Origin of the sequence: Colwellia sp. (genome assembly GCF_013215345.1) — a bacterium.
Taxonomy (GTDB): domain Bacteria; phylum Pseudomonadota; class Gammaproteobacteria; order Enterobacterales; family Alteromonadaceae; genus Colwellia.
In genome coordinates this window covers 1-6,532 of the sequence record NZ_JABSOV010000164.1, presented here as the reverse complement: position 1 = coordinate 6,532, position 6,532 = coordinate 1, and the positions used below count along the sequence as shown (strand labels likewise).

The window sequence follows — 6,532 nt, the reverse complement described above, 5'->3', positions numbered from 1 at the left end:
AATGTCTTCTTCTGGTCGGTAGTTACCTGTGCGTTTAAAGGCTTTATCCGCCGATTTCTCAGGTGCAATTCCTTCAACTAAACTGGTATCAGCACGTGCGGCAAGTAATTGCTGTTGTGCTGCGGCTACTTGAGCACCGTCGAGTTTAACGGTACTACGGCTGCTATTAAGTACACTTGCAGTACTTACCCCGCCACTGCCTTTACCGGCACCAGCAGTAAGTAAGGAGTCACGTTGCGCAGCCCTTGTTCGACTGCTGCTGGTATTAGTTTTAGCTAATCTATTGCCTACCATGGCATCAATACTTGAGGTATCCATTAAATCAGATAACTCGTTACTTAAGGCCAACAGACCACTTTCACTGGCAACTTCACGGGCCTTTACTTGTTTTTTAGTTAAGACTTGTTGCTTTTTAACCTGCTGTTTTTTTACTTTCGGTTTATCTTTTACCTTCGGTGGCACCTTTTTAATTACCTTAGGTTTTGGTGGCTCTTTTTTAATGACCTTAGGTTTGGGTTTAGGCTTTGGTTTATCTAAAATAAATTTAGCCACTCGCTCAGGTATTACTACTTTGGCACGTTTTGTTTCTGGTGGTAGCTCCATTGAGCCGATATAAAAACCTAAACAAACAATAAGTAATACAATACTCGTAGCAAAAAAGATAAAAGATTTATCCGTTTTACTTTGAGGATGCCAAGCAAGGGCCAACTGTTGGTAAGTAGCAGTTGTCATTATTATTACCCTTTACTTTTCGCTGTTTGCACCGCGGCAAAAGCTATTTTGGTGTAATTTGTCTGACGGCAGCTCGCTAAAATTTTTCTGAGCACTTGATAAGGAATACTCTCATCACCCATGATGGTTATAGCAAGTCCCTCGCCTGGTTGTTCTTGTGCGTATAAGCGGTTATCAGCTCTGAAATTAAGCTCTGTTACTAACTCAGCAATGATGTTTTCATCACTTGTTAATAACTGAGCAACATCAACAACTTTCTTACCTTGTACTAGCACTTCTGTCGCTGTGATACTTATTATTAGTGTTTCTTTTGGCACCTTATCGGCGACCGAAGTCGGTAAGGTGATATCTTTACTATTGGGTAACTGCTGGGAGCCCGAGCTAACCAATAAAAAGAATACTAAAATAGTAAAAATATCCATCAGCGATACTAGGTTTAACCCAGCATTTTTATGGAGGCCTTCAAAACTCGACATGCGTTTTGAACGACCGGATAACTTAGCCTTTTTCATAATAGTTACTCTTTGGCACTTTTATCACTTGCTTGACCTGATGCTACGCTGGCTTCAACTGCTAAGTCATTAACAGCTAATTCTGTAACAGCGATGACTTGTGCATCACCAATAGAAATATCGGGAAATAACACTACAGTTTCGGCTGAAAAGCCGACAACTACTTGCGCACTGCGTACTTTATCCATGACTTTAATCATGGTTTTGTAATCAACTTCAGGTTCAAGTAATAATGAAATACTGCTTTCATCAGGAAAACGGGTTTTAATGGCAACCATGGCATCAGTAAACTGCTTCCATTGACTGTCTTTTTGCGTACGCTCAATTTTTTTGATTAGGCCGATATTAGCGTCTTGAATATCAAAGCTGTGTTCGCGTATTACCAATTCCAGTTGCAGTTTCACTTTGGCTGAGTCTTCACCCTTGGCGTCTAAAGCCGGCAGGTTTAATTCAAGTACGGTAAGCCTTGAAAACACAGCAGTGATCAACAGGAATGGTACTAATATCACCATTAAATTTAAAAAGGCGGTGATATTAAGCTCTTCAGCTTGTTGTATCGTTTGTAAGCCTCTTCTTTTCATTAATCTCTAACCATTAAGTTAAGTGCTTTTAGCGCTGATTTTTCAATGCTATCCACTAGGTGAGCTGTTTTGGTTACTAGATAAGAATGTACTAGTAATAATGGGATAGCAGCGATCAAACCAAATGCAGTGGTGTTCATGGCAACGGCGATACTGGCAGAAAGTAAGTCGGCTTTTTCAGCAGGATCCGCTTGAGCAACCGCGGTAAAGGCTTGAATAAGACCAATGATGGTACCTAATAAACCTAATAGAGTGGCGATATTGGCATACATTGCTAAATAATGGGTGCGCTGAGTAAGCTGTGGCATTTCATCCATAATGCCTTCTTCTAATGCTGCTTCAATTACTTCACGGCTTTTGTTGTCGTTATGACGGGCAAAACCATAATTAAGTACATTGGCAATAGGGGTTTTTATTTCAGCTGTTAATTTTACCGCTCGTTGAAAATCTAACGCTTTTAACATAGGCACCAGCTCAGTCCATACTGAGTTGGTGGCTTTTTCGGTTCTGATCAAGTAAATGAAGCGCTCAACAGCAATAACAAGGCCAATAGCAAGGACTATCAGTATCGGGTACATAAACGTGCCGCCCGCTTGAAATAATTTAACGATTTCCATAAAAATACCTTTTGATTAAGTGATTATAATTTTTCTGATTAATTTAATTTATTTAAGTTAAGTTAAGTTAAGTTAACTATTGTTTGAGCCTTTGATAAAATTCATACAAGTATCGAGTTTTTTAGCAAAATACGGCTGAGTTTTATCAAGCTGTTGATTATTGTCAATTTGCTGAACATCGCCAATGTCCGGTGTTTGTACCGATAGTGGTGCTGCAGTCACTTGACTAGCTGCGATACCATTAACGTTTAGATCGAGCGCATCTAATAACACTTTTCGCTCACGCCGATAGTCTGCTAACGACAGCTGGTAATGGGCATGAGCTTTAGTCAGCTCTCGTAATTGTTTCGAGCATTGATTAATATTCATATTTAATTCCTCTTTAGCTGCCTACTAAATCCCTAACTAAGCGAAAACCGGTAATTTCATCCGCTTTACCGTTATGATTGGTGATGCTCGTGCTAGTACAAACATCCATAGCCGTTTGATATGAGCCACCGACAGCGGCAACTTTTCTACCCGATAGATACACTAATTCTTGAGCATTACCGGCATAATTAACCACACCCCAGGTATTTTGTTTGCCTGTGGTGGTTTTAATCAATTCATCACCCTTGTTAATACCGCGCGAGCTAATTTGACAGTTACGGTTGGAGTCAAGGCGATTACCTTTAGACTGTGCGGCATGTAGCCATTCACGTTTATGAGGTAAACGGTATTTTTTACCTGTGGTTTTACTCAACCAGTTAATGTAATTAGTCATTTCGGCTAGCGTGATATCGGTCACCGGTAAACGCTTACTGCGACCAGAAATAGCCTTACAGGCCTTAGATTTATTACAGTAGACATTGTATTGCGATATGGATACTTCGTACTTACCAATGGCAAACGATTTAATTTTATCGCTAGCCGGTATTACCACCATGGTTGGCCCGTTACCGCCAACTTTTAAAGCATCTTTACAAACAGCGCGAGAGCCTCGAGCGCCTAGTCCAGCAATAGACGACTGGCAGCCATCTTTTTCTTTAATCACTACCGCAGCTATGTCTTGGCTGTCATTAAACAGTAGTAACGCATAACGTTTAGCGTCTTTGGCGTAATCCGGGCTAACTTGTCCCATAGTGACAATACAAGACGCTAAGTTTTTGGTAATGGTCTTTTCCGACTTTTGATAGCGGGAATAATCTAAGGTGCGCAGTTTTTCAATGGCAATCTTAAAATCTCGCATATTGAGCCGTTGAGTACAGCTCAGCTGTTCATTTACGTTGGCCATGGCTAAATTATAAAAATTGGTGCTGCTTTTTTTATCGGCCAATTGTGTCTCTTTGGCTTCATTGGCTTTTGCCGTTTGTTGCGCTTTTCTTTGTTTTTCTACTGCCGCTAAACGCCTAGCTTGTTGTGCTTTTTTATCAGCCGCTTCTTTGTCACTTCTTTTTTGCGCTAAGGTAAAGGTGTGTTTGTCTAGCTCACTTGAGTCATCGCTATAGCGACTGGCATTCGTTATCAAACCATTAGCGCGAGAAAAACTTGCCGCACTGATAGCCGTGGTAATTTGTGTTAGATATAACTGATAGATTTCTTCTCGTTTGGAAAAGTACCAAGAGGTCGGTTTTTCCGGAAATAAATTAGCCAGCGATTGCATTTCTTCCCACAACGAGCCTTGCCATTCTGCCGAGAAGCTGGGCGAGGCAATAAAGCGATCGATATTTTCTCGTAGTACCTGATAACGAATTTTAAATTCAAGCTGGGTCATTAATTCGGCTTGCGATATTCTCGGCTCTTCAACCTTGCTATATTCATAATAGGCAAACCCTGAAGCGGCAACGGCTACCGCAAACGTAGCAGCTAGTAGCCCATTGGCTTTTTTCTTTTCAGTAATCTCGTTATAAAAAGCTTCCACGGAAACAATGCGATCTTTACGCTCAAAGGCGAGTGCTGATTCAATCGCTTTCCAATAACGTTTTTTAATACCTTGAATACGTTTAGGTTTTAATTTTTTGTCGTAGGCTTCATCAGCGGGTAAACGGGTAAACGGATGATCGCCAGTAAGCATTTCATAGGCAATACAACCTAAGGCGTAAATATCATCACGTACATCAGGCACTTGTCCTAAGAGCATTTCACGGCTGGCATAAGCTGGCGTTAGTGCACCAAGATTACCGGCATCAAATACCGTTCGGTCTTGTTCACTATGACTTCGGTCAATTTTTTGCACCGCTCGCGCAATACCAAAATCAAATATTTTCGCTGTACCATTCTCAGTAACAAAAATATTGCCTGGTTTTAAATCTGAATGAACTATATCTTCGTTGTGCGCGTGTATTAGCGCTAGACTCATGCCCTGTAAAATATGCAATGCTTCATTACGCGGTAAACCCGTAGCGTGATATTGCTTAACCATTTCATCAAGTGGCTGCCCTATCATGTATTCCATGGTCATGAAAACCACATCACCATCACGGTCAAAATCGTATACTTTTACCGTGTTTTGGTTGGCAATATGTTGCGCTTTTTTTGCCTCGCGTTGTAAGGAAATAAAAGCTTCTGGATGGGTTCTAAATTCCTCACTTAATACTTTAATAGCAATATAAGGGTCTCTATCTTGCGCTTCAACTTTTAAGAGATCTTTTGCTTTGTATACCACCCCCATGCCGCCAATACCTAAAATTTCTTCTAGAACAAAGCGACCTTTAAGTATTTTACTCGTACCTGAAGTTTGAGCAGTTGAAGCTTGAATAGTTGCAGCTTGAGTATTGCTATCAGTGCTGTCATCGCCGCTTTGTATTACAGTTGCTGTATTGATTAAATCACGGGCGCTGCCTGGGGCATCATTTGATGAAGTGGCCGTGCTCGGTGAAAAGCTACTTGGGCTAAATCGGGTCGCATCATCAAGTGCAGTCTCTGCTGGCTTAGCTGACGGACCATTTTCAAGCTGAGAAATTTCCGTCTGAGAAACTGTAGCCTTAGCAGCTTGTGGTCGCACACGTGCCGCAAAAACAGTTTTATCTGCATCGACGATACTTGGGCTAGTTTCAGCTTTCACCTGGATAGGCGTTCTTGGTGCAAAGACTGTTTTATCTGAGCTGTTCGCTTCATTATTAGCTGTTGTAATTTTTTTAGCACTAGCCTTTGCTTTAGCAACCGATTGAGCTATTTCTTCAGCTTTGCTCTGAGAAATCGGCTTGCTAAACACTGTTTTCGCATCATCTAGTACTGCTCGAGGGTTATCACCTTTATCAGTCGCTATAACCGTTTTGTCGATTACAACTTTATCTCTGGCAGGCACCGTCTTTCTAAAGACGGTTTTAGCGTCTTGATTGAGATTATCCTCTTGATTAGGCACGTCTGCTTTATCACTTTTATTCGTGCTTAATGCTTCAGTGTTTCCTTCAATAAGCTGCGCATCATTACCTTGTTGATCACTAGTTGCCATGACTAAATAAGTACTCCATTACGCTTATACACTGACATTTTGGTGAATACCTTTAACCAATATAACCGAGACATTGTCTGAAGCTAGGTTGTTTAATGCTGTTTGTATTAATTTATTTACCGATAGTTCCAGAGAAGTTTCGCGCAGACACTGGATAATTTCATCGTCTGCCAACGCGTTATATAAACCATCACTACACAGTAGAAATAGATCCCCTACGCTAACATCAAAAACATCCACATCGATATCAAGACGCTCAGAGGTACCCACTGCTCGGGTGATGACATTAGCCTCAGGGTGAGTTTTTGCTTCTTCTTCAGAAATTAAACCTTCACTGACCAACTCTGCCACATGGCTATGGTCTGTGCTTATTGGGTTAAGTTTGTCATGCCTGAAACGATACAACCTAGAGTCACCTGCCCATAAACAAACACCGACATTGCCTTTAATTAATAACGAAACGAACGTACTGCCAATAATGCGACCATTTAACTGCGCACGGGAATATTCTAATAAGCGGTTGTTAGCATCCGTTACGGTATTTTCAATATCATTGACGAAATCATCAAGATTATTTTTAGTGTTTAAGTGACTTAAATGCTCAACGATCATTTGGCTAGCAACACTGCCGCCGTCATGTCCACCCATACCATCAGC

The 6,532-nt window shown here is 41.1% G+C and carries 7 protein-coding genes; all 7 read right to left on the bottom strand.

Going from position 1 to position 6,532, the window contains the following annotated elements:
* The coding region (locus tag HRT50_RS17055; protein WP_291616709.1) for a hypothetical protein at positions 1–732 on the bottom strand (732 nt) is incomplete at its 3' end.
* Between the two features lie 5 nt (positions 733–737).
* Positions 738–1,244 (bottom strand): biopolymer transporter ExbD, encoded by a 507-nt coding sequence (locus HRT50_RS17050; protein WP_291616707.1) that lies wholly within the window; start codon positions 1,242–1,244, stop codon positions 738–740.
* A 5-nt stretch (positions 1,245–1,249) separates the two neighbouring features.
* On the bottom strand, positions 1,250–1,825 hold the full coding sequence (locus tag HRT50_RS17045) for a biopolymer transporter ExbD (protein ID WP_291616705.1): 576 nt from the start codon (positions 1,823–1,825) through the stop codon (positions 1,250–1,252).
* Positions 1,825–2,442, bottom strand: a complete 618-nt coding sequence (locus HRT50_RS17040; protein WP_291616703.1) for a MotA/TolQ/ExbB proton channel family protein — start codon at positions 2,440–2,442, stop codon at positions 1,825–1,827. Before HRT50_RS17040 ends, HRT50_RS17045 begins: the two co-directional genes overlap by 1 nt.
* Before the next feature lie 72 nt (positions 2,443–2,514).
* Positions 2,515–2,811: a hypothetical protein gene (locus tag HRT50_RS17035; protein WP_291616702.1), complete on the bottom strand. Its 297-nt coding sequence runs from the start codon at positions 2,809–2,811 to the stop codon at positions 2,515–2,517.
* Between the two features lie 13 nt (positions 2,812–2,824).
* Positions 2,825–5,875 (bottom strand): bifunctional serine/threonine-protein kinase/formylglycine-generating enzyme family protein, encoded by a 3,051-nt coding sequence (locus tag HRT50_RS17030; RefSeq protein WP_291616699.1) that lies wholly within the window; start codon positions 5,873–5,875, stop codon positions 2,825–2,827.
* Positions 5,876–5,899: 24 nt separating this feature from the next.
* Positions 5,900–6,532: protein phosphatase 2C domain-containing protein (locus tag HRT50_RS17025; RefSeq protein ID WP_291616697.1), on the bottom strand; the 633-nt coding region annotated here is incomplete at its 5' end.